Source organism: Salinimicrobium xinjiangense DSM 19287, from assembly GCF_000423585.1.
Lineage (GTDB): Bacteria > Bacteroidota > Bacteroidia > Flavobacteriales > Flavobacteriaceae > Salinimicrobium > Salinimicrobium xinjiangense.
Genome location: NZ_AUIG01000001.1, coordinates 1 through 22,268, shown reverse-complemented (window position 1 = coordinate 22,268; position 22,268 = coordinate 1). Strand labels below are relative to the sequence as shown.

The window sequence follows — 22,268 nt, the reverse complement described above, 5'->3', positions numbered from 1 at the left end:
AACTACAAATTAATAATTTAGTTTTAGACTCCGAATTAAATTAAAACATATTTAACGTATTTCCTGCTGTGGCTGGATAGTTAATTGATTTGATAAATAAGCACAGTCTAAAATCAAAACAGGTTTCTATTAGTTCTAATTGATTAGCTGCTACCTGTTTCCTTACACCTTCTGTCTACTGAACAATTACTTCAGAGTTAGTTAAAGAAATCAAAAAAATGTAAATTCGTGAATAATACTATGCTAGTGATGTAGCTCATTAGTTTAGACCTATTACCTTAACATTTACAAATTTGGAAAACCAAATGAAAATATTTAATAAAAAGGAAAAGTTTAGAGCAAGACAAGTTTTCATTCCAGGAGGTCAGCCAACTTTGACTTATAATCCTCGAAAAAGATTAAAACTTGAAGAAACTTTAGAAGAAGCCAACGATTTTTTATGCAAGCTTGTTATGATGACAGGCTCTACAAAATCAGGAAAAACTGTTTTAACAAACAAAGTATTTCCAAAGTCGAATACTATATGGTTTGACGGAGGTTCATTTTCAACTGAAAACGATTTTTGGCTAGAAATTGTGCAACAGCTGGACTATTATGTGGACGAATCAGAATCAGTATCTAAGGATAGAACCACACAAGGGGCAGTAAAAGCAGGAGCAGAAAAACAATTGCTTTTATTTAAGGTAAAAGGAGAAGGCTCTGTTTCTCATTCTGCGAAAAAAGAAAAATCTCAGACCCAAAGTCGAAAGGGTAATCCTAAGACAATAGCTTTACAAGGACTGCGAGAAAGTAAAAAGCCGCTTATTATTGATGACTTTCATTACTTGCCAAGAGACCAACAAGCGCAGCTTGTTAGAGCGGTCAAATCACTAATTTTTGAAGGTTTACCCGTAATTTTCATAGCCATTCCTCATAGGCGTTTAGATGCTGTGAAGGTAGAACGAGAAATGACTGGGAGAATTGAAACTATAATGGTCCCACCATGGGAAAGAGATGAGTTATTGGAAATTCCCAGGACAGGATTTCCTCTATTAAACATAAACGTAGCGGATGAAATAATCGAAGACTTGGCGTCACAGGCAATAGGAAGTCCTCATTTGATGCAAGAATTTTGCCGTGAAATCTGCAACATGCATGAAATAAAAGAAACCCTAGAGGAAAAAAAACAAATTAATTATATTGATTCTTTTAAACTTTTTAGAAGTGTTGCTCAGAACACTGGTAAGGTAATCTTCGATAAATTAAGTAAAGGTCCAAGACAAAGAGCCGATAGGATGGAGAGAAAGTTAAGTAATGGTACGACCACTGATATATATGGCCTAGTGCTTCACGCTCTTGCACAATTAAGACCCGATTTAGATACAATTGAATATGAGACTTTGCGAGCTGCAATTAAAGATGTCAGTTCTGGTTCACAACCACAAGCACATGAGGTGACTAGGGTGCTGGACAAGATGTCACAAATTGCAGCTTCTGATGAATCATCAACACCTGTCATAGATTGGGAAAAAGATGAAAGAATTCTTCATATTACAGACCCATTCTTTGCATTCTATTTACGTTATGGAATAGATTAGATTCTTTTTTATTACAAGTATGAATTCATTACAGATATTCGTCAAATTCTTTAGCCATTTTCTCCGCAGAACAAGTAATTAAATTATTATCATTAATTTCCTCTAAACTTATAACCGCCTGTAATGAATTTTAAACTCATCCTTTTTTTTCTTCTAGTTTTCCTATCCTTAACATCAAATGGTCAAGATAGATGGCTGGCAACTGAGCAGGGTAATGCTTTTGATGGCTTATCGAGAATGGCACACAATACGGACCAAAATGGAGAAGTAGCTTTGACTATTTTAAATAAAGCAAACAAGACTAAAATAGAATTTAAAGACTTGGAAGATTTTTTCACTGGTGCTTTAGCACTCGTTGTTAACGTTGATAAAAATCCTACTAAAAAATTCTCGCCCGTTCGTAGATTGTTAATGAGTTTCGACCGAAAGCCTGATATATACTATGTTGATTTTGATGCTGACGAACAATATATTTCAATAAAGAATGCCATAACTTCCGACTTTTCTAAGTACCTGAACAGGTATGAAATAATCGACCTCCTTAAAAAGAATTCCGATGTACACTTTCGGTTAATTTATAAGGATGATACAAAAGAAGATTTCACAATATCGTTGATTAGTAGTTCAATTGCAATTGATAAAACTCTCAAACACAATTCTAATTATGGTATTGAGATAGTTCTAATTGCAAAGGCTTGGGCGGATGCATGGGACGACCTTTATCATTGGAAAATCTCAGATAATGTCAAGGAAGTTTTGGATAAGGAATATGGTCCCTATGCTTATCGCCTAGTGGATTTTATTTTTCTCAGTGACGACAAGCAAGAGTTGGAGATTTATTTGAAGTACGACATTGACGAACTTACCATACCTAGAGAGGTATTTTTAAAAGGTGCTTTAGATGGAGAGGGAAATCTTCTCCCAGACCCCAGCACGGTAAAAAAATGAGAAGAGGTCAAATTTAGCCTCTAATAAACCCCAACAAACATTTTAAAAATGGACAATCAACTAATCATTGGAGATAAATTTGAAGATGTAATACTGGAAACAATAATTGGAAAAGGTTCCTCCAGGCCGAGGGTCAGACCTGTAGAATATTTTGACTCCGAAATAAGAGTAGAATTTCCAGTTAAACTCAGGGAGGAAAATAGAATAGGAACACGATTTAAAGCTGATGTCAAAGTTTCGCAAAAAACTAGAGAAGGCAAGCCATTTGGACCACCATATCTTGTAGCAGACGTTAATACGATTCAGAAGTGCCCCAAGAAAATAGAATACAATAGCTTACTATCTCAACCCACTAGTTCATAGAACTTTCAATCTTGGACTAGGTTTATAGTGATAAGCAATCATAAAATTTACACTGCAAAAAAAATCAGATTGCCATTAGAGTTGAAGGAATACCTAAAGGATGGTAATACATGCATCATGTGCGCTGCACGTAAAAAACTTATAAGGATAACTCCTGAAGAGGTTGTTCGTCAGAATACAATTCAAAAACTTGTATCCGATTTTAATGTTCCCCATCGGATGATTGATGCAGAAGTCCCCCTCTCCTACTATGAAAAGGGTGCTCGTGGACGTGCAGATATTGTCGTATCGGGTGTTGCTAAGGATGATGATAGACCTATCCCACTCGTCCTTGTGGAATGCAAGGAACCCAATGTTCCTTTAACAGATAAAGTGGAATTCCAGATTCTGAGATACCATAGTATTCTACGGGCAAAAATTCTTTATTTAACCAACGGGCGAGATGAAGTTGTATACCATTATCTTTCTGAAGGGAACCGATATCAGCAACTAAATAAATTACCCAAGTATGAAGATTTATTAGATGATGATTATTATGAACCTAAGGAGTTGGAAGTTGTTGATTGGAAAAGACCATCTCATACTAACTTGGACAATAGCATTGTTGATGAGCTTCAAAGGGAAGGTTATATTGGGGAAGATTCAGATTCCCAGTATCATTCCCTATTAATAAATCTCTTAGGTTTAATTTTCGACCCCGATTCTCAAATTGAGAGTCTTGACCTTCCTTTTAGAAGATTAATAGAAGATGGCGGTATGCGATTTACGACCTTTGGCAATGCTTCAGGAGGAGGTTTCCCAGGAGATTACAGGTATTTAATTTTTGAACGTCATGATGGGGAAACACAAATATTAAGTTTTACTATAATGGGTAAGCTCAGTGCAGTAAACCATCCCTTGTATGGTAACAGCAAAGGTCACTCTTTATTCCTTTTCGCAGTTGATGATTATGAGAATAGTCATCTTTCCTTTGAATATGCCATTGATAGATTTGTAAACAAAGAAAACGAAACTTTTACCTTTTGGCACGATGGCACTCTCACTGTGGGCAAACGGGGACGAGTAAAGAATCAGGAAGTTATAGATTACATTAAAAGCCGTAGACCTGAATTAATAAGAGATGGAAAAGTTTACTTGGGTCAGGTGGACAATAGCAGGCAATTCGAATGGAACCAAAAAGGAGTTAAAAATCTAATATCAAATTTAATAACTTATTCTTTCCTTCGAAATGAGTTCAGAAACAGTAAGAAGTAACAAAACGGCTAATCATTGATGTGCAAATCGATATACACCTCATTGGTGTCTGGACATCGGCCTACATATTCCTCTCTAAAAAAGTCTCCAAAAAAAAATTGTATTTTTATCATTATATGCGTTCCAATTCGGGTGTTGAAATTTTGAACGGTTTGCAGCAGTTCCATCACTCATTTTTATCTCAAATTTAGATGAAAGTTAATATAAACAGACCCGTAAGATTCCATACTCCCACAGAGGGTGAGAGAGATTTAATATTCAACGTAATTAACTACAACGAAGTTACGGGTCGAGTAATAATAAAACCGACAAATTTAGAAGGATGGGGGTGAGGGATTACTTCCTACACAGTTAGTGGCACTATCAGATTTAGAAAATGTTTAAAGACCCAAATTTATTGTTCACGCACTATTGTCGAACAACGGACCCGTAAGTGTGACTTGTGTTTAATATTCACAAACATATCCGTCAGCTCTTTTTCTGACATCTTCAAGATTGACTTCTTCAATTGAAGGGGAATTTTCAATATCATAAACCCGATAAAGTTTATATTTTGATTTATCCTTCTCATATACCTCATATTCGTTTGAAGAAATATAAAATTGTTTAGAGTTGAAATCCTCTCTTGGGCGAGTAGTCGTTTTTACCTCGATATAAATTTCTTTACCAGTTTCGTCTATTGAAAGAACATCATAACCATAAGCCGATGATTCTAAGGCAACATGTTTTGGATATATTTGTGTAGGTAATCCAACCATCTTGAGCTTTTCCGATTCTTTTTTCATCACATAAATTTCACCTTTGGTACCAATTTCTGTGAGTCTTTCCGCCTGCTTAGCTCTTTGTTCAGGCGTCATGGGTTTTATCATTGGTATATTAGAGCCCTCTTTTTTTTCTATTCCACCCATTAGAAATATGAGCTGAGAAACAAAAAAGTCAATAGTGGAATTTTCAATAACATTAAAGTCGTTGGGAAAAACCTTTACAACTATTTGCGAAGTCTTGGCGTTCACAGGTATTCTTTGATACCATACTTCGGGTGCAACTATTTTGTCTTTTGAATAATATTTAAAACCCAAATCGTAGAGAAGAAAATATCTCTCTCGGAATTGGTCATTTAAGCTTATTGACATTGTAAGAGAAGTTGCGAGGTTCTTGAGTTGCTTCTCTAGCCTTATCTTTTCCTCTTTACTTTTACTGTGACTTGCTGCTCTACCGAAATAAAATCCCACATCAAGACAATTTTCTTTTGGATTCATCACAAAGCTAATTTGCGCTGCATATTGTTTGTTCCTCCCACCTTTAAAAATACCTGACCACATTCTTTTAAAAGTGGTTCCTCTTATTGCTATGTCATTTCCCGTAACAACACTAGTCTCGAAAGGACCATATGATTCAGAATATTTTGCAGAAAAGTAAGCTGCTAAATTTTTGAGCTTTAACTTTATTTTGTTTAACTCTTTCTTTTCTTCTTCACTGGCGTTAGATAATAATTGATTTCCTGAATATGTTCTTGCACTTAAGCTATTTACGAGCTTTAAGTCTTCATTTGTTATTGGATTCATTAAATATATTGTTATTCACTCTTGACAAAGCCGTTAATACTGTTTTTAAGAATAAGGGTCTCTAATACTATAACTAAAAAATGATGGCCGCCATTATGTTTCAGTTCTAAAGTACTTCTTTATTTCTTCCATAACAACGGGATAGATAAAGACATACCCGTTACTCTCATAAAAGACTTTCCCATGGGCATTTCCTCCATCAGTTTTTAAGGAATTAAAATGACCATCCAGGGTTACCTCACTTAATCCGTGTTCTCTAGCACATTTGTATTTTAATCTGTCCCAGGTCACATTTCCTGTGCGTGAAAGTTCTAGGTATGCCTTTATAAATTTATGATTTGCTTGGTGCTCTCTTTTAGCCCATAACTTAATTCTACCGATTTTTCGAAACTCCCCATTTCCAGTAACATTAACTCCTCTATGGACAAAGCTCCTTTTCTTGGAGGCAAAAGGATTATCTCTGTCATACTCTCTATGACAATCACTACAGAGAAACCTGAAGGTTTTTTCTATAGGAATATGTTCATCAATAATTTTTGATTCTATTTTGGACAATTCTCCCATTATAGTCCCATCATCAATGGTAAATTCTTGAAGAACCTTTTCTATAATTCTTCTTCTGCCTTTGCCATGAACATGAGCGGACTCCAATACCCTTACGTTATTACATGATTCACAAATACCCTCCCTATCTTTTTTCAGGCTACGGGTGATGGCATTAACTCTGTTTCTTATAAAAGGTCCAATAAATCGATGATACTCTTGAATGGTGCATCTAATTTCAGCCATAATTTAATTATTTGTTGGTCAGCAGTCTTTCTAAATTAGCAATAAATTTATATTATGTAGGAGATAATGAACCCTAATTAGGCGGGACAGCAATAATTTCATCTAAGTAAGTTTTATACATGATATCTAATCGGGAGCAGCGTAGTAAAAACATGAGAGCAGTTAAATCTTCTGGTTCAAAAATTGAAAGAAGATTGGCATTGGCGTTATGGGAGCGGGGACATCGATACCGCAAAAATGACAAATCGGTCTACGGCAAACCTGACTTGACCTTCAAAGGATTAAAAATTGCAATTTTTGTGGATAGCGAATTCTGGCACGGCAAGGATTGGGAAAGTACAAAATATAATATCAAGTCAAATATTGAATTCTGGCATAAAAAAATTAAAAGAAATATAGAGAGAGACAAAGAGGTGAACAGATATTTGGAGCAAAACGGTTGGTGTGTTTTGAGATTTTGGGGTAAGGAGATAAACAAAGATTTGTTACATTGCGTCTCCAAAGTTGAGGACAAAATAAATGAAGCTAGAAGAAACAATAACACTTGAAAATCTTAAAGAAAAGGATTTTAGAAACAAAATAAATGGCTCTTATGCTTACGATGAATCAGCTTTGACTCATTATTTGCACAATTTAGGCAATGGAATTGCTGACCATTATCGTCCAGGTGCTTTAAGTGCAATAAGAAGATATATGGAATTCAAAACAGGAGAAGAAATCAATGCCTCTTCTACTGAAAAAATTCTAAGAGGTTTAACCCATCATCAAATAGAAGTGCCTTTTCCCGCACCAGAGAACCCTGCATTTACATTCATTGATTTATTTGCTGGCATTGGAGGTTTTAGAATGGCACTTCAGAACCTAGGTGGCAAATGTGTTTTCACCAGTGAATGGGATAAATACTCCCAACTGACTTATGAAACAAACTTTGGTGAGCGACCTTTCGGGGACATTACCGAAAGGGCTACTAAGGATTATATTCCCGATGGTTTCAATGTTCTTTGCGCAGGTTTTCCTTGTCAAGCTTTTAGCATCGCTGGAAAAAGAGGTGGATTTGAAGATACAAGAGGGACATTATTCTTTGATGTTGCCGAAATAATTGCCGATAAACGTCCTGAGGCAATTTTCTTAGAAAATGTTAAAGGGCTACGCAATCATGATAAAGGTAAAACATTAGCTACCATATTGAATACCTTAAGAGATGATTTGGGATATTTTGTTCCAGAACCAAAAATTTTAAATGCAAAACATTTTGGAGTTCCTCAAAATAGAGAAAGAATTTTTATAGTTGGTTTTGCAAATGAAGCTGATTACGAACGGTTCGCATATCCTGAGGGAGAAAAAAATATTCAACCTGCCATAGAAGATATTCTAGAGGAGCAGGAAGTAAGTGTTAAATATTATCTGTCAAACACTTATCTGGATACATTAAAAAAACACCGAGCACGTCACGAAGGAAAAGGTAACGGTTTTGGATTTGAAGTTATACCCAATGACGGTACCGCAAATGCTGTTGTATGTGGAGGTATGGGACGTGAGCGAAATTTAGTTGAGGACCATCGTATTTCTGATTACAAGCCAGTGACAAAAATTAAGGGTGAGGTTAACAGAGAAGGAATTAGAAAAATGACTCCGAGGGAATGGGCTAGGTTACAAGGATTCCCCGATGCATTTCAGATTCCAGTAAGTGACGTCCAGGCATACAAACAATTTGGAAATTCAGTAGCTGTTCCCGCCATTCAGGCAACGGCATTACAAATTTCAAGAGCTATAGGAGTCAATCATGAATAAAGGAGAATGGAGTGAAGCCTATGTGCTATTAAAGTTGTTAGCAGATGGCAAATTATTTCTGGGAGATGAGAATTATGAAAAAATTCCCGATGTAGTTTATCCAATTTTAAAACTGATAAAAGAGGAGCAGAATAGGATTCTTGAATTTTCATTTCTCAACGATTTGGTGGTTATTGACACCAATGGACAATCCTTCAAGAAACCAGTAGCCGATTTCATAACAAATGCGAAATTGTGTTTCAACAAAATTTCAGCACATCGTAAAGGGTCTCTTATAATACCTGAAATTACAACCTTTTTAAATTCTTTCTATGCCTCACATTCAACAGCTAGGTCGAAGCATAAACAAGATATAACTGTTCAGATTCAAGACCCCAAAACTTTTTTGTCACCTGTTCTCGGCTTCAGCATCAAATCTCAGCTGGGCAGACCATCCACATTGCTGAATGCTAGCGGGGCAACAAATTTTGTCTATAATCTTCAAGGCAGACAATTTTCGGAACGGGAAATTCAGGGAATCAACAATACCCGCTCATTTTCTGAAAAACTTGATATAATTCAGGAACTTGGTGGCAAGCTAAGGTTTGAAACAGTTGACAACGAAATTTTTAAAACAAATCTTCAAACAGTTGATACGCATTTTGATAAGATATTATCAGAGATAGTTTTGACATACTACGGTAATTCGAATCCAGACTATAAAACAATACCATACCTAATTTCCGTCATAAGTAAAAATAACCCCTTAGGTTATAATTTGTCCTTGAATCCCAACATGTACAAGATGATGATAAAGAAGTTTTTAGTCGATTATGCATTAGGCATGAGAGCTGCGGAAGTATGGCAGCGAGAGTATCAGGCAACGGGAGGATATTTAATTGTAAGACAGGACGGAGAAGTCATTTGTTACCACTTCTATTTCGCTAAACAATTTGAAGAATATCTTTTTCAAAACACAAAACTTGATACCCCAAGCAGTTCTAGACATGGTTTCGGAAATATTTATAAAGACCACGATGGTGAAATGAAATTTAAATTAAATCTCCAAATCAGGTTCATTAAATAATTGAATATTTATCTCTTGATGTTTATATAGTAGGACTTTGGGTCACTCTTTGTCGGCCTTAAATATCTAATTATTAATCCATCTTCCCGAAGATACCTTAAAGCTCTTTCCCAGTCTCTAACCCTTGCAATAGTTTGAAGGTGTGCAGTCTCAACTTTAGTATTGGGTTTTTGGGTGAAGAACACCTTTAGTCTTCCTCTAGCACTCGTTTCTTTTTCAATCAACTTCATTAATTCAGGGTCAAATTCATCTTTGTAGAACGCTTTTTTACCAAGGTTGCATTTTTCACATAGCATCCAAAGGTTATTTTCATCATTTGTTCCACCCCAATCAACGGGAACAATATGGTCGACATGTAATTTTACTCCATCCCGTGGTGTTTTCCCGCAATTCTGGCAAGTATGATTGTCCCTGTTCCCTATTTTATAGCGGAGTTTAGCTGAAAGTGATTTCCGTACAGATGGCTGAAGTTTATGGGCTACATCGGTTATCAGGTAAGATTTATTCTCTGGAACGTAAACGAAATCAATGGAACCATCTTCTTTTAAAAACCGAAAGCTTCTTTCCCAGGATTCTTTTCCCGCAGCATCTCTTAGCTGTTCTCTACTATATAAACCAGAGCCATTGGTCTGAAGAAAATAGAATAAGTTTTTTTTCGCACTCATTATAGGTCCTTAAAAAGTTCTTCAAGAGATAGACCGAACTGCTTTGATAGAGAAAAGATGTTTTGTAGTGAAATATTTCTTTCTCCTCTTTCCACCATACCGATGTAAGTTCTATGAAATCCAGTGAGTTCAGCCAGTTTCTCCTGTGACCAACCTTTCTTTACCCTTAGTGCCTTCACTCTCTGACCTAGTCTCTCTTGGATAGTAATTTCCATATGCCAAAGAACCGTTAAAATCCATCACAGGTCTACATACAATAAGTATCTTTTAAAGAGAAAATGGAGTTGGGAAAGAATTCCTAACGGAGAAATTGGATTTGATTGATTTCAAAATTGCCACAGTACACTAATGTGTAGGCAACCCACTCTCCTGGGTAGCGGGGGACCTCCTCCTTTCCCCTTGCTTTACCCCTGGGTGGCGGTACCCCCTCTTAGAGTTCCTGGCTGGGCATTTGAAGAAAATCACCTGCAGGTTGGCTAAAAAAAATTTCCAGCTATTCGGGATGGTCAAATTTTCAATGTGACCTGCTAAAAAAAATTGTGTAATTGCCATTCTGGAATGTCCCAATAGCTTACTCACAACTTTCATTGGAACATCATTTAGAAGCAGCACAGTGGTAGCAAATGTCCTCCTGGCAATATGATGAGTTAGGTTTATTTTGTTTCCTAAACTGACCTAGTCTTACACAAACCTTTACGAATTTTATCTAACTTACGTTAGTGAGAGTAATAGAATAAGTAAATTGACTTTATAATGGAGAATCCCTTTGAATTAATTTTAAAAAAATTAGAAAGTATAGAGAAGCAAATAGTTAACCTTCAGGACCAGCAGAGAGAAAAAGCTGGAGATAAACTTATGGACATCGATGAACTTACAAAGTATATTTATTATAAAAAATCCTCTATCTATGGCCTTGTTCAAGATAAGAAAATACCCTATTTTAAAGCTGCTGGTAGGTTACATTTTAGAAAGAATGATATTGACAAATGGTTAAATGAAAGTAGACGTCCTACCACAAGGGAATTGGAAAAAAGAGCTAATAAATATATTCTACCTGATTAAAATCTTCGGTTCTGGTGTAAGTATTCAGCTGCTTTTGACTTTGCTGAAGCTGGAGTAACTGTTACCGCTGGATTTTCACCTTTCTTTAACCACTCTAACAGAGCAGTTCGGGAAAAGAGCAACTTCTTTCCCTGTTTGAAATATGGTATCTCGTTTCGATGGGTTTTCCCGTAGATTGTTGCCGTACTTAGGTCGAGAAGCTTTGCAGCCTGTTTGGCGTTCAGAATATCCTCTTGCTTGTCTTCCTCAGCGTCTTTCTTTATGAGCTGGTAAAGTTCTGCAGCAAGTTTTTTAAGGTCGTCACTGGTGATTAAATTTATATCTGTCATAATACTAATTTTAGATTATTATTTCTTTGAAGTTTAAGAGCAAAAGGAAGTTCAAGGATGCACTGTATAGAGGTGGGTAACCTATAAACGGTCTATGAGCGTTTCTTAGGTTAAAACAATTTGAGTGGCTTGTTTTAGTTTTATTAGGTTGTCTTGTTACTTGCCAATACAAAAATTCGCAAAAATATTACCCAGCAAATCATCATTGGTAATTTCACCTGTGATTTCTCCAAAATAATGCAGTGCCTCTCGAATGTCAATTGCTAACAAGTCCCCTGAAAGGTTATGGTTCAGACCATCCTGCACCTTGTTAATCTCTTCTAAGGCACTGAGTAGGGCGTTATAGTGGCGGGTATTCGTAACAATCGTATTGTTATTCCTCAGTTCACCAGTATTCACAAATTGGAGAAGTTTCTGCTGGAGCTCTTCTACACCTTTACCTGTCTTAGCAGAAAGGACTTTAAGACCTTCTATTTGATTCTGTAAGGCGTCTATTTCTTCTGCTGTAAGTTGGTCTATTTTGTTCGCTAGAACTAGTAAAGGCTTTTGTGGAAATTGATTTTTAATCTTTTCAATCTCTACTTTAAGTTGTCCCACATTTACCCTCTTTCTCTGATTGTTGATTTCTGAAGATTTGAGGTCTCCATGCTGAAGTTGAGAAGCATCGAAAAGGTATAGAACTACCTGTGCCTGGCTAATCTTTTCAAAAGTTCTTTTTATACCGATATTTTCTACTACATCTTCTGTTTTGCGGATACCTGCCGTATCTATAAAACGGAAGCCTACACCATCTATGGATATTTCATCTTCTATGGTATCACGAGTGGTTCCTGCTACCTCTGAAACAATAGCTCTTTCTTCATTCAGTAGTGCATTTAGCAGAGTTGATTTACCAACGTTGGGTTCACCGACAATTGCAACAGGTATTCCATTTTTAAGTACATTACCTACTGCAAAAGAATCTATAAGTCTTTTTAGAACCTGTTGTATCTTAGCTATCAGGTTTTTAAAATCTTCCCGATTAGCAAATTCAACATCTTCTTCGGCAAAATCTAATTCAAGCTCGATTAGAGAAGCAAAGTTTAACAACTCCTGCCGTAACTCTTGGATTTCTTTGGAAAAGCCTCCACGCATTTGTTGCATAGCCATCTGGTGAGAAGCTTGGTTTTCAGACGATATTAAATCTGCAATAGCTTCTGCTTGACTTAAGTCCATTTTACCATTTAAGAATGCCCTCAAAGTAAATTCACCTGCTTCTGCAGAACGACATCCCTTCCTGACGAATAGTTGAATAATCTCCTGCTGAATATACGGACTTCCGTGACAAGAAATTTCAATAGTATTCTCTCCCGTGTAGGACTTTGGACCATGAAAAACTGAAACCAGCACCTCATCAATAATGCGCTCACCATCCACAATATTTCCCAAGTGAAGAGTATGCGAGTGTTGTTCCCGCAAATCTTTATTATTCTTACTTATAAAAACAGGTGTTGCTAAATCAATAGCTTTTGGACCTGATATTCTTATTACAGCAATAGCTCCCGCTCCCGAAGGAGTGGCTAGAGCTATAATGTTGTCATTCAGTTTCATGTTGCAAAGATATTAATTGCATAAGGAATATCGACTTGTGTACAGAGCTATTTAGTCAGGATGAATTGGAATTTGGGTGATTACGGAGGTAAATGGATTATTGACCCCAACTCTGTAACCGAGATTGGTTGTATCCATACCGCCCAAGGACTTGAAGTGGATTACATCGGAGTCATCATTGGAGATGATTTAATTGTTCGTGATGGAGAAGTGCTGGTTGACCCTTCTAAACGAGCTAAGGATGATAGGTCCATCTTCGGTTGGAAGAAAATGAAGAAGGAAAACCCATACGAGGCGAAACCACTTCTAAAAGCTATTATCAAGAACACTTACAGAACCTTGATGACTAGAGGCATGAAAGGCTGCTATGTTTACTGTACCAACAAAGAAACTGCTGAATACCTTAAACAGGTCAGTAGAAGTTAACCATGCGAGAGACACTAATGTGTTAAGCAATTCTCCCCCCTGGGTAGCGGGGAGGCCCTGCTATACCCCTGGGTGACGGTAACCCCTCTTGGAGCTCCTGGCTGGGCATTTCAAGCAAATCACATGCAGGTTGGCTCGAAAAATTTCCAGCCATTCGGGATGTTCAAATTTTCACTTTAGCCTGCTTAAAAAAAATTTTACAATTTTGTTGGGCATTAAATTTTCATGTACTTGTCAAGAATCTCCCCCTGTCGAAATGAGGTTAAGTTGATAATCTTATTAGAAACGACACAGTAGGTCAATTCTACATAAAATGAGGAAAGACCGAACAAGAGATACCTGTGGTTTCCCGTCATTACCAGTTCAATAAAATCGCCCTCTGTATGCACCAACGAATGTTGCTGTTTTTCAGGGAGGCGTTTGTATTCATATAGAGTAATCTTCATGAGCTAATGTCTGTAAAATCAATCTAACCAGAGCCTGAGGTGTTCAACCTTCCATGTTGTATCCGACCTGCGGTAGATATCTAAAATCTCAATTTTTTTCTGGTTGGGTATTATTACAGTCACTAGGTTTTCTTTGTTTCGGCTACTACACAAAAACCGAACATCCTCTAAACCATCCTTCTTCTCAAGTATATCGTAGACCTCGAATAACTTTCCATCGTCCATTGTGGTCGTAAGGGTAATATTTTCAGAGTTGATTTCAAGAGTGCGTTCTATATCCTCAAATGTGGTGGGTATTGATTCAGGGTTGTGCTGAGTCAATGGAGAAGTGAATGTTGTCTGGCCAATAACTAGTGCAGGGGACAGCATTAAAATCCATATAATAATCCGAATAAATTCCATATCAAAAGATAAAGATTTTATTTTTTAGGAAAACTGTTTTAAACAAAAAACGAGTTAGGAACGGAATAATCCTTTGATGTCCTAACCCGTTCTGTGTTAATTTCAAAAGGAGAGGGAGAATCCGAAGTAGGTATCTAAAAGTTGCCTTTTTATTATTTCCAATTTCCTTATAAAAATTTATCTATTCTAATTGACTCAAATAATGAACAAGATGCGAGGAACATGTTCTAAGATAAGATTGGGATACAGAAATCAGGCTTTTATCTTCTTTATAGTTCCACCAATATGTCTTCCTTTTCTCTGTTACCAAAATATCAGGAACCTGATTAGCAATTTTGATTTTTGTTCCCAAGTATTTTTTCAAATAAACTTTGTTGTACTTTAAACTGGCGTCTAAGAGATAGTTAGTTCCATCTAATGATGCTTCACACCAGGTGTGGTACATCCCGATATTTCTACTAGAGGGTTTACTCTTACCGTATATAATTTCTTTGCCATGTTTGTCTCGCAAAGTAAGGCTTCCTGTAACATCTCTTGCCGATATGCCGATGGTTCTTAGATATTCAGCAATACATGGTCCTGCTAAGTAACAGGTGCCATAAGGGTTTAAATTAGTGGCTTCTAGTTTTGACTGATATTTCTGTAGTATTAAAAACAATTCTTCCATTTTTGTCTTTTTTGATTGTTTGTAGTAATAGGGTAGATTTCAAAGGGGTAGTTGAGTTAAGCGACCACCTATGACTGACCCAGAAGGTTGTTCTGCAAAACAATGTACTTAAGGTAAGTTTTGCCTCTCTACTGAGAACAACCTTTAGAAAGGCATTTGAAGGAGTCTACTTATTCTCGGCTAAAACCACCACTTCCTTAAAATTCATCCATTCATTATATTCAACCCAGTACAGTGAATAATACACAAAAACAGCATCGTTAGGTCTAAAATCTCCTGTGGTATCAAATTTTGGCTCACCCACAAAGATGTACTCTTCTTTTTCAAATGGTCCAGGCATAAAGTGAATAGAATTTCTGTCAATAGTATTTCCTATGTCTACTTTTATTCTCGTATGACCTTCTCTGTCCCCGTGCGTAATTGCCAGTTGAACGATTAATGGTCTTAGTTCATTTAATATGCGGGTTAATATTTCTGGTGTCATAATTCAATTATTTAAAATTTTATTTTAATTTTTATGTCAAAGGATAATTGGTGGTTACGGAGGTTCTTTATTGTTTTTAAATGTTGTATTCAGAATCTGGATTCTATCTTTAAATTCTGAGTAATATTTCTGTACAGTGTTATAACTTTTACCTGATTGTTCAGCCAATTTTTTTTGATTTATTACTCCACATTCTTCAAAGTTCCATCTGTCAATTGCCTCTTTTATTTCTCTCTTGGATTTTTCAACTCTTTCTTTATTGATTTTGGACATCATGAGCTGTCGTTTTTCCTTCGATGTTAGCTCCTCACTTTCATCAAAAAAGAATCTTCTGGGGTAATTGGCCTTGGGCTCTAATTCTTCAGGTGGTATCTCACTAATATTTTTTATAATTCGGTTGAGTTCTACCTCTGGAAGGGGAGGGCTACAGAATCTATTCTGTCCCTCTAGAAAATTTTTTAATTCATAATAACCTATGTGTGGATTTAGAGCACGAAATTGAAAACCTTTAGCGTTGAGAAAGGAGTATCTTTTTCCTTCAGGGGTGCGGAAAGAATGGTAAATTTTGGACAGCAGAATTTTGGACCCGTTGTCGAACATTTTTGCATCCTGGAAATCCAGTTGCGACACAAATTCTTGAACGTTATCCCATCTTGTGGGACCAGAATGCCCCAAGACATTCTTAACTCTACTTGTTTTTTGATTTTCCTTACTGTAATGGGGTATTTTAGAAGGTTCTTCTATAGCTTTCCAAATCTTTGAACTTGGATTTTTATATATTTCTTCATCAAAAGAAAGCACATTAATTTGAGTGGCTTTATTTGCATTTGTATCAACATTTAACTTTAATTCTTCTCCTAGTAAAGTGTAGTTGTAAGAAAAATTTTCTTTAGTTATTCCTTCTACTTTAACAAGAAGCCCTCTTCCTAAATCAGATAAGGATGACCATGTAGCATGTATTAATGGATGTTGAAAATCCAATTCTTTTTCATAGTCGATATCTAAAAAGATATAACCTGTGCTTTCAAGAATGTTTGCATTTTTTCTTGTTTCTTTAAAAGTGAAATTGTGAGCGTAAGCTGGTATTTTACTCTTTTTAATTTCATCATATTTCCTTTTGTTCCCATTACGCAATGCTTTTCTAGCCTTTAGGATATAATGAAGAAATTCATTTCCATTCTGAATTATGTTCAGAAATTCTTCAGTAGTGGAATTTCCTTGAATTTTGCTGCTTTGACGGATGGATTTAAAAACATTAATCATATCCTTAATGACTTGCATTTTTCTTCAGCATTTTGTCCACTTCAATAATTGGATACAAATAAATTTCTCCCAGAATAGTGTATGGAAGTATACCCTCTTCTCTATATTTTATGATGGTATTTGAGCTAACACCAAAAAGTATCTTTAGGTCCTTGTTGCGGTAATACTTTTTTCCAGAGTGATTATCTCTGGTTTCTAACTTCTCTAATATTTTTAGTAATAGATTTTGAAGTTGTTCTGTGGTAAATTCTGTCGTCATCATGAGTTTTTAACATTGTAGTTGCAAATGTCTCACGAGGAAAAAGGAAAAGCTAAGGATTCCCAAGGATTCCCTATACCGTTTTAGGATTTCAAGTAAAAGGGATGATAAAGTTCACTTTTATAATAAATGAACATTTCGGGTGGTAATCGGGGTTAAGTAGCATGCGACCTTGTGTAATGTTCAAAAATGTTTTATATCTGCTATTATTGAACTTAATTTTACTGTTATGACTGGTAGTACTTATTTGGATTTTGATGCAGCCCAAGGGAAAGGAATGAAATTTATTAGGTCAGATGAGAATCCAAATTTTGGCTTACTTATTATATGTGGAATTAACCTGGGTTTGCGTATATCGGATTTACTACAATTGACCAATGGGGATTTATTGCAACCACAAATAAATATTAGAGAAAAGAAAACAGGAAAACCCCGCACGCCGACCGTTAATGAGAATATTAAACGGGCAATGCATTATTTTACTAATGAAAATCCCAATTTCAAAGCAATTAGAAGTCAGAAGAGTTTTCCATACAGTACCAAACACCTTAATAGATTAATGAAGCAATATTTTTCGGGTAAGGATATTAGCAGCCATTCCCTACGAAAAACTTTCGGTCGTAGGGTTTGGGACATCCACGTGCAAAGTGAAAACGCCCTGATGTATCTCAGTGAATGGTTTAATCACACCTCCATGGGTTTGACAAGGAAATATTTAGGTATTAGAGCAGAAGAGCTTCACGATATCTATATAAATCTTTGATTTCCTTTCTTTTAAAATCACTTTTTATTAAACATTAATATTATGATTAATTATGATGAAACGCTGGTTCGACAATATGAGACTTTTATTCGAGATGTAATAAATGATGCTAAAAATACTGAAAGTTTTAAAAAAGGTGCGAAGTTATCGTTTCGAGATAAGGCAAAAAAAAGATTTAAGTTTTCAGAAGAAAAAAATTGGGAATTTCTGACCACTAGTTTAGATACAATTGGAGATTCCCAATTTGCAATAGTGGATTTTTTAAATTTTGGGTTGGTCAACGGTAAAAGCTTTAATACAGGAGAACGGTATCTTAGGCTCTATGGTGTTTTAAGTGCTAATTATATTCAACAACAGTCAATTAAGGAATTGGCAAACATTTTTAAGATTGATAAATATCAAGAAATGGATATCTATTTCCGTAATTCACGTGCAACTAGATTAAGACACTATTTATCGGCTCACCCAGTAAATTACTCCGATAATAAAACTAAATATAGTTTTAAAGTTGACAGGGGTTCTTTGGAGGAACAGGGTTTAATTGTTATAAGAAATACAGAACTGGGCACTGAGGAGTTTAATCTTTTTGAAATTATAAGGGCTGAGCAATTAATCGCAGAGAATTACATAAAATTAATTGGTATGAAAATCGTAAAAACCTTATTTAAAACTTCAGAAACTGTTGAATCCAAACTATTAAAACAACTCAACTCTTTACATAATTAACTAATCTATTTATGCAAGAAATCTTTCCAACCTTTCCATCCGTTCTCTGCGTAAATTTTATCAGGTGCACCTGGAATATTATCTGGCCTGGAACCAGATTTGCAATACTCTCTCCATTCTCTATTATTTTTTAAATTTAGTGCACCAATAATTTTCTTGGCATCTTGAAAAGGTATAAAATCTTTTCTGTTATCTGGTTTATCAGTTCCTAACCAATCTCTTAATCCCTTCCAACCATCATTTTTGTAAACTCTTGCTGGTTTACTGGGTATATCATCAGGTCTTTCCTCACTTTTACAGTAAGCCTGCCATTCTTTTTGGTCTTTCAATTTGAGCTTCTGCACATATTTTTGAGCTTCTTCAAAGGTGCGGTATAACCTATTATGATTGGAAAGATTATTTGTTCCTAAGAAATCTCCCCAGTCTATCCAACCTTCATTTTTATAAACTATGTTTGGGTTACTAGGTAATTTCTCTGGTCTTTGCCCAGAGGTTCGGAATTTCTCCCAGTCTAAAACGTTTCCGAAATTTAGAGATTGAACAAAGTTTCTAGCCTCTTTAAATTCCCAGTACTCTCTAAATTTTGTTGCCACAACTCCTGTTCCTAGCCAATCGCCAATTCCCCTCCATCCTTCATCTTTATAAACTTGCTCTGGAGTACCAGGAATATCCTCAGGTTTTTTTCTCGAACTTCTGTAATTGTACCAATCCTTTTGTCCTTTTAAACCCAAGGATTGAACAAAAGCCCTTGCTTCTTGAAATGGTTTATAAACTTTCAAATGGGTAGCAATATTACCAGTGCCTAACCAATCACCATATCCTTTCCATCCCATATTTTCATAAACCTTTTCAGGTGAACTTGGTATGTTGTTTGGTTTTTTTCCAGTTTTACAATAATTACTCCATTGTTTTTGGCCTTTAATATTTAAGTCGTGAACATACTCCCTTGCCTTTTCATAAGGTAGATATTCTCCTGTGAAGCCAATTTTAGTTCCTAGCCAGTCACCATACCCTATCCAACCTTTTTCTTTATAAACATGATTGGCATTTCGAGGAATATCAAAAGGTTTTTCGCCTGACTGGCAGTAGTTATGCCACTCTTCAACTTTAGTCAATTTCAACTGATGAACAAACTCTCTGGCCTCCTCAAAAGTCCTATATTCGATTTCTCTAGTTGCAACATTGCCTGTTCCCAGCCAATCCCCCAAATTTATCCAACCTTTATCTTGATATACTACATCTGGTGTTTTTGGAATGTCGAATGGTTTTTTTCCAGACAAACAGTATTCTTTCCATTCATTTTGGTTTATTATTCCAAGACTTCGAACGTAATTCCTAGCCTCCTCAAAGGGCATCCAATTAAGGCGAGATAACCTTTCCCATATTCTAACATCAAGTTCTTTAAGAATATCATCTTCATTTAAATTTTCCAAAAAAACTTCAAAATTGAATTGCTCTGAAAATTCTTTGTTTTTATACGATTCCGAACCTTTATTTTTTTCCCTAAAATATTCAACGATACGTTCGTCATTTCCTGCTAAGCCTCTTACTATGGTAAGAATATCGTTGAAGTTTTCATTATCAATTTCGTTAGTGACATCATCATAAACAACGGGAAGTATTACATATCCCCACTCTTTACCTTCTTTTAAGCGGAGGGCCCTACCTAAAGCCTGTACAATATCCACCTTACTTTTTTTAGGGTCCGCAAATATGATACAATCAATATTTGGAACATCAATGCCTTCAGTAAGACAACGAGCATTAGTGATTAACGCCTTGTTAGAGGAAGAAAATTCCTGAACGATATCATTTCTAATAGAAGTAGACTGTTTTCCCGATACTGTATAAGTATCAATAGGTACAAAAGAATAATGAGAAGTCAGGTATTTTTGAAGTTCCTTATTTCTTTTAGCTTTTTCTATTGAGGAATGAAAAGATACGGCATTTTTTATAGGAAATTTGGTCATAGCCTTTCTCAAAGCTATCATGGATGCTAGGCTACGAGCTTCTGTTTCACTTTTCCATTTATCATTTAATTGAACGAGATGGTTCTCTTTAATGAAGTTAGCTATTTCAGATTTCCTCACATCAATTGTAATGACTTTGTAATCCGTAAGCAGTCCTTCTTCTATGGCTTTTTTAAAGCTCATATAAGAGAAGGTTTCTCCATAGACCTCTTCATCATCCATTGAAACAATATCATCCCTATAGCCCTTGTAAAAACGCTCTGTAGCGGTCATGAATATTCTCTTCTTAATATTGATATTTTCTTGAAAAAGTAAATGACCAAATAATTTTTTTCCTGAACCAACTGTTTTATGTGCTTCATCAAAAATACCCACATCAAAAGTAAAATTCACCTTCTTAGTAATTTCAGCTATAATTCTTCCACTTTGATAGGTAGTAAAAATTATAATTTCTTCACCCTGATTTTTAATTAACCATTCTTCAATATAATCGGGATTAGTATAGCAGGGAACACCTAGGTTTTCTGTGTAATAAATTACATCATCATTTTTACCAATTCCATCATCAGAACAGATGCACAACCATTTCACATCCCGTCCTTCTGCGACAATTTCTTTTAAATAAACTTCTAATGTCTGTTTGACCAGGGATAAACTTGGAACTGCAATAATTGTGGAGGTAGAATTTAATCTCTGGGTTATCCAATATCCAGTCAAGCTCTTTCCTGCCCCACAAGGAAAAATAAGTTTTCCCCTGTTGCTAAATTTGAAATAGTTTTCAGCTTCGTTAATGGCTATTTCTTGATGGTCAAATGGTTGAAATGGTTTTAAAACAGGTCTTTTACCTTCTTGAAATTTCCTTGCTTGCTGGAAAAACTCTTCATCTAATTTTTTCCAAGTGTCAAACATTATCAGATTAATAGGCTTCGTTTTAAGCATATCAAAATTTCGTGATGTCAAGTCAGCACTTGAACAAATATATCCTTGAGTTATTTTTTTATTGCTTTCGAGAAGGGATATGAACGTAGATGTTTCTCTGAATGTAACAGAAGTTGTTCTATCTGAATGGTATTTACATTGAATGGCATGGTACTCATCTCCAAATTTTGCAATTAAATCAATTCCTAAATCATGAGATGGAAGTCTAAGAATTTCTAATTCCTTTTGGGGAACTTCAGACCACATCCATACCTGGTCATAGAAGTTGTATAAAGGGTTTAATTTAAAATATAACTTTACTAGGTTTTCAAATGCATCTCCCTTTTCTTTATTGGATAAACATATTAAACTGTTTTCAAACTGTTTCCACGAATTTACTTCTCCTACGAAGGTTTCTTTTTCATTGTTGTTTGGAGTTTTTATTTCAAAAGAAAAGGACAATTGTTCATTCATTAGTTCAAATTGTTGAAATAGAAGGGTTTTATTGAAATAAAATTTTGTAGGGGAGTGAACTCTAAAATATTAAAAAAGAAACAAGCTACAAAGGATTTTTAATTACATAAGGGTTGCAGAGAATAATTGCAGGGAACCACATCACGCTAAGGATTTTAGGTTCCTCCCTGACATATTTGGTAAACCTCACCATTTCGTGGATTAATCCAATAACTGCTTTAAAAAACCTTTGAGGGTTCGGGAGTCTCTCTTATATTTGGGGGAGTTACTTTGAAATTATCAGTATTACGAGGTTGGTTACCCTATGTGTTACCCATTGAAATGGGCTATTTGGGAAGCCTTATAAACATTGATGTAAGCTTCGAGGGTTCTGGAGCCTCTTTCTCCGCACACTTTAAGTGCTTCCCTGAAAGGGGAAGCATTTTTATTTTAAGGAAGGTTCAAACGAAGTTTGTAAACCTGGAATAAAAT

Annotated in this window: 24 protein-coding genes; 11 read left to right on the top strand and 13 right to left on the bottom strand. The window is 35.6% G+C overall.

All coding sequences use genetic code 11. From position 1 onward, the window contains the following. Positions 1 to 305: 305 nt before the first annotated feature. The 4 genes from G564_RS0100135 (at position 306) to G564_RS0100120 (ending at position 4,142) form a co-directional block, all read left to right on the top strand. Positions 306 to 1,577: a hypothetical protein gene (locus G564_RS0100135; RefSeq protein ID WP_037373225.1), complete on the top strand. Its 1,272-nt coding sequence runs from the start codon at positions 306 to 308 to the stop codon at positions 1,575 to 1,577. Positions 1,578 to 1,700: 123 nt separating this feature from the next. Continuing rightward, the gene (locus tag G564_RS0100130) at positions 1,701 to 2,525 is read left to right on the top strand and encodes a hypothetical protein (protein ID WP_029035866.1); all 825 of its coding nucleotides are present in this window, start codon (positions 1,701 to 1,703) and stop codon (positions 2,523 to 2,525) included. A 48-nt stretch (positions 2,526 to 2,573) separates the two neighbouring features. Further along, a complete protein-coding gene (locus G564_RS0100125) occupies positions 2,574 to 2,888 on the top strand; it encodes a hypothetical protein (RefSeq protein WP_029035865.1) in 315 nt (104 codons plus the stop codon). A 69-nt stretch (positions 2,889 to 2,957) separates the two neighbouring features. After that, positions 2,958 to 4,142, top strand: coding sequence for a type I restriction enzyme HsdR N-terminal domain-containing protein (locus G564_RS0100120; protein ID WP_084625550.1), 1,185 nt, complete (start codon positions 2,958 to 2,960; stop codon positions 4,140 to 4,142). A gap of 446 nt (positions 4,143 to 4,588) precedes the next feature. Here G564_RS0100120 and G564_RS0100110 read toward each other — a convergent pair whose 3' ends face one another. Continuing rightward, positions 4,589 to 5,707 (bottom strand): DUF3883 domain-containing protein, encoded by a 1,119-nt coding sequence (locus tag G564_RS0100110; protein WP_029035863.1) that lies wholly within the window; start codon positions 5,705 to 5,707, stop codon positions 4,589 to 4,591. 93 nt (positions 5,708 to 5,800) lie between these two features. After that, the gene (locus G564_RS0100105; RefSeq protein WP_029035862.1) at positions 5,801 to 6,496 is read right to left on the bottom strand and encodes a hypothetical protein; all 696 of its coding nucleotides are present in this window, start codon (positions 6,494 to 6,496) and stop codon (positions 5,801 to 5,803) included. 119 nt (positions 6,497 to 6,615) lie between these two features. Here G564_RS0100105 and G564_RS0100100 point away from each other — a divergent pair, with 119 nt between their 5' ends. Genes G564_RS0100100 through G564_RS0100090 form a run of 3 tightly spaced genes read left to right on the top strand, consistent with a single transcriptional unit; the run spans position 6,616 to position 9,353 of the window. Then, positions 6,616 to 7,044 (top strand): very short patch repair endonuclease, encoded by a 429-nt coding sequence (locus tag G564_RS0100100; protein WP_029035861.1) that lies wholly within the window; start codon positions 6,616 to 6,618, stop codon positions 7,042 to 7,044. Further along, positions 7,016 to 8,287, top strand: coding sequence for a DNA (cytosine-5-)-methyltransferase (gene dcm, locus G564_RS0100095; RefSeq protein WP_029035860.1), 1,272 nt, complete (start codon positions 7,016 to 7,018; stop codon positions 8,285 to 8,287). The genes G564_RS0100100 and dcm overlap by 29 nt, the downstream gene beginning before the upstream one ends. Next, positions 8,280 to 9,353: an HpaII family restriction endonuclease gene (locus tag G564_RS0100090; RefSeq protein ID WP_029035859.1), complete on the top strand. Its 1,074-nt coding sequence runs from the start codon at positions 8,280 to 8,282 to the stop codon at positions 9,351 to 9,353. Before dcm ends, G564_RS0100090 begins: the two co-directional genes overlap by 8 nt. A gap of 8 nt (positions 9,354 to 9,361) precedes the next feature. Here G564_RS0100090 and G564_RS19665 read toward each other — a convergent pair whose 3' ends face one another. Together G564_RS19665 and G564_RS0100080 are read right to left on the bottom strand one after the other, a co-directional pair. Then, positions 9,362 to 10,018: an HNH endonuclease gene (locus G564_RS19665; protein WP_051205190.1), complete on the bottom strand. Its 657-nt coding sequence runs from the start codon at positions 10,016 to 10,018 to the stop codon at positions 9,362 to 9,364. Further along, the gene (locus tag G564_RS0100080; RefSeq protein ID WP_029035858.1) at positions 10,018 to 10,233 is read right to left on the bottom strand and encodes a helix-turn-helix domain-containing protein; all 216 of its coding nucleotides are present in this window, start codon (positions 10,231 to 10,233) and stop codon (positions 10,018 to 10,020) included. The genes G564_RS19665 and G564_RS0100080 overlap by 1 nt, the downstream gene beginning before the upstream one ends. A 538-nt stretch (positions 10,234 to 10,771) precedes the next feature. On the opposite strand from G564_RS0100080, the gene G564_RS0100070 reads away from it, so the two are divergent. Beyond that, a complete protein-coding gene (locus tag G564_RS0100070; protein WP_029035857.1) occupies positions 10,772 to 11,080 on the top strand; it encodes a helix-turn-helix domain-containing protein in 309 nt (102 codons plus the stop codon). Here the strand turns inward: G564_RS0100070 and G564_RS19660 are convergent. Together G564_RS19660 and mnmE are read right to left on the bottom strand one after the other, a co-directional pair. Then, the gene (locus G564_RS19660) at positions 11,077 to 11,409 is read right to left on the bottom strand and encodes a helix-turn-helix domain-containing protein (RefSeq protein ID WP_051205188.1); all 333 of its coding nucleotides are present in this window, start codon (positions 11,407 to 11,409) and stop codon (positions 11,077 to 11,079) included. The two genes, G564_RS0100070 and G564_RS19660, sit on opposite strands and share 4 nt — an antisense overlap. A gap of 156 nt (positions 11,410 to 11,565) precedes the next feature. Then, entirely contained in the window at positions 11,566 to 12,999 is a 1,434-nt protein-coding gene (mnmE, locus tag G564_RS0100060) for a tRNA uridine-5-carboxymethylaminomethyl(34) synthesis GTPase MnmE (protein ID WP_029035856.1), read from the bottom strand. Positions 13,000 to 13,059: 60 nt separating this feature from the next. Between mnmE and G564_RS0100055 the strand changes: the two genes are divergently transcribed. Next, positions 13,060 to 13,425, top strand: coding sequence for a DNA/RNA helicase domain-containing protein (locus G564_RS0100055; RefSeq protein WP_029035855.1), 366 nt, complete (start codon positions 13,060 to 13,062; stop codon positions 13,423 to 13,425). Between the two features lie 215 nt (positions 13,426 to 13,640). Here the strand turns inward: G564_RS0100055 and G564_RS0100050 are convergent, their stop codons facing one another. The 6 genes from G564_RS0100050 to G564_RS18130 form a co-directional block, all read right to left on the bottom strand. After that, a complete protein-coding gene (locus G564_RS0100050; RefSeq protein ID WP_029035854.1) occupies positions 13,641 to 13,871 on the bottom strand; it encodes a hypothetical protein in 231 nt (76 codons plus the stop codon). An 18-nt stretch (positions 13,872 to 13,889) separates the two neighbouring features. Next, on the bottom strand, positions 13,890 to 14,273 hold the full coding sequence (locus G564_RS0100045) for a hypothetical protein (protein ID WP_029035853.1): 384 nt from the start codon (positions 14,271 to 14,273) through the stop codon (positions 13,890 to 13,892). Positions 14,274 to 14,454: 181 nt separating this feature from the next. Further along, the gene (locus G564_RS0100040) at positions 14,455 to 14,940 is read right to left on the bottom strand and encodes a hypothetical protein (protein ID WP_029035852.1); all 486 of its coding nucleotides are present in this window, start codon (positions 14,938 to 14,940) and stop codon (positions 14,455 to 14,457) included. 166 nt (positions 14,941 to 15,106) lie between these two features. Next, on the bottom strand, positions 15,107 to 15,424 hold the full coding sequence (locus tag G564_RS0100035) for a hypothetical protein (protein WP_029035851.1): 318 nt from the start codon (positions 15,422 to 15,424) through the stop codon (positions 15,107 to 15,109). 54 nt (positions 15,425 to 15,478) lie between these two features. After that, positions 15,479 to 16,705 carry a hypothetical protein gene (locus G564_RS0100030; protein ID WP_029035850.1) on the bottom strand — a complete coding sequence of 409 codons (1,227 nt, stop codon included), beginning with the start codon at positions 16,703 to 16,705 and terminating at the stop codon, positions 15,479 to 15,481. Further along, positions 16,692 to 16,949 (bottom strand): helix-turn-helix domain-containing protein, encoded by a 258-nt coding sequence (locus G564_RS18130; protein ID WP_051205186.1) that lies wholly within the window; start codon positions 16,947 to 16,949, stop codon positions 16,692 to 16,694. Before G564_RS18130 ends, G564_RS0100030 begins: the two co-directional genes overlap by 14 nt. 226 nt (positions 16,950 to 17,175) lie before the next feature. Here G564_RS18130 and G564_RS0100020 point away from each other — a divergent pair, with 226 nt between their 5' ends. Further along, complete coding sequence (locus tag G564_RS0100020; RefSeq protein ID WP_037373223.1) at positions 17,176 to 17,709, top strand: tyrosine-type recombinase/integrase; 534 nt, start codon at positions 17,176 to 17,178, stop codon at positions 17,707 to 17,709. A gap of 42 nt (positions 17,710 to 17,751) precedes the next feature. Further along, entirely contained in the window at positions 17,752 to 18,435 is a 684-nt protein-coding gene (locus G564_RS0100015) for a hypothetical protein (protein ID WP_029035848.1), read from the top strand. A 5-nt stretch (positions 18,436 to 18,440) separates the two neighbouring features. Here the strand turns inward: G564_RS0100015 and G564_RS18125 are convergent, their stop codons facing one another. Further along, positions 18,441 to 21,797, bottom strand: a complete 3,357-nt coding sequence (locus G564_RS18125; RefSeq protein ID WP_051205184.1) for a restriction endonuclease — start codon at positions 21,795 to 21,797, stop codon at positions 18,441 to 18,443. Between the last annotated feature and the right edge of the window lie 471 nt (positions 21,798 to 22,268).